Source organism: Robbsia andropogonis (assembly GCF_000970345.1).
GTDB classification, from domain to species: Bacteria; Pseudomonadota; Gammaproteobacteria; order Burkholderiales; family Burkholderiaceae; genus Robbsia; species Robbsia andropogonis.
The window spans coordinates 1-1,225 of sequence record NZ_LAQU01000196.1; the positions used below are offsets into that span (position 1 = coordinate 1).

A 1,225-nucleotide genomic window follows, 5' to 3' on the forward strand; every position below is an offset into this window, starting at 1 on the left:
TGGATCGCACCGGCGAGCGCCGATTTGGTCGATAGCGTTGGGATCAGCGAGTCCAACCACGCTCGCATACTATCGAGCAGCGGCTTGCTGTGTTCGGTTCGCACTTGCAAACGCTTGTCCGGCGGCTCCCCCCTGATCTGCTCTTCAATTGCATACAGTGCCGCGATGCGGCGCACCGCTTCGCCTGCCGCCGGTGACGGATGCGACTTCGTGAGTTCGTAGAATTTGCGTCTGGCATGCGCCCAGCAGGCCGCCTGCGTTCGCGAGTCGCCATACAGCGCGTCATATCCTGCAAATCCGTCGGCGTGGATGATGCCGTTGAACTCGCCGAGATGTCGTTGCGGATGTTCGCCGCGACGATCGGGCGTGAACGCCATCCATAATGCGGCGGCATTTGCCGAGCCCGCTGGGCGTTCGTCACGCACATACGCCCACAGCCGACCCGTGACAGTCTTGCCTTTGCCCGGTGCCAGCATCGGCACGGGCGTGTCATCAGCGTGCACGCACGGCCCCGCCATTACATATCGGCGCAGCGCCTCTACCAATGGGCGCAGCAGTCGTGTGACACCGCCGACCCATTCACTCAGCGTCGAGCGATCTAAGTCCAGTCCGTCACGTGCATAGATGTGCGACTGTCGGTACAGCGGCAGGTGATCGGCATATTTGCCGATCATGACGTGTGCGAGCAAACCGGGACCGGCTAACCCTCGGGCAATGGGTCGTGACGGCGCGCTCGCTTGAACGAGTGTCTGACAGCATGCGCAACTGAATTTGGGCGCACGTGTCGAATGACACGCCAGCTCCCGGGCACGTACTCGAGCTGCTCGGCGACATCCTCACCGATTGGCTTGAGCGCACCGCCACAGTCCGGGCAGTCATCGCCTGAGGGCAGATGCTCGAGCGTGTCGCGTGGCAGGTCCTCCGGCAGCGGCTTGCGAGAGCGGTTTTTACGTTCTTGTTCGACAGGTGTGGCGGGCGGCGGATCTTCCCCGTTGTCGAGCAGCAATTCCTCGAGCTTGAGCTCGAGCTGACCGATCTCGGTCTCCAGCTTCTCGGACTTGCGGCCGTACATCTGGCGGCGAAGCGCCGCGATCTGAATCTGTAAATGCTCGATGAGCAGTTCGCGTGCGCTCAGATTCGATTGGAGTTTGCGCACCTGGCCGGCCAGATCCGCGACCATGCGCTGAAGCGCAACGACCTCGGTGGGGAGCGCACTGTTAGGGGA

General features: G+C 62.4%; 2 protein-coding genes. Both read right to left on the reverse strand.

Features of this window, described 5'->3' with window-relative positions; all coding sequences use genetic code 11:
* Nucleotides 1–800, reverse strand: an 800-nt coding sequence (gene tnpC / locus WM40_RS29760) for an IS66 family transposase (RefSeq protein WP_157793836.1), incomplete at its 3' end; no start/stop codon positions are given.
* The coding region (locus tag WM40_RS29765) for an IS66 family transposase (protein ID WP_236693732.1) at nucleotides 701–1,225 on the reverse strand (525 nt) is incomplete at its 5' end. The genes tnpC and WM40_RS29765, both read right to left, overlap by 100 nt.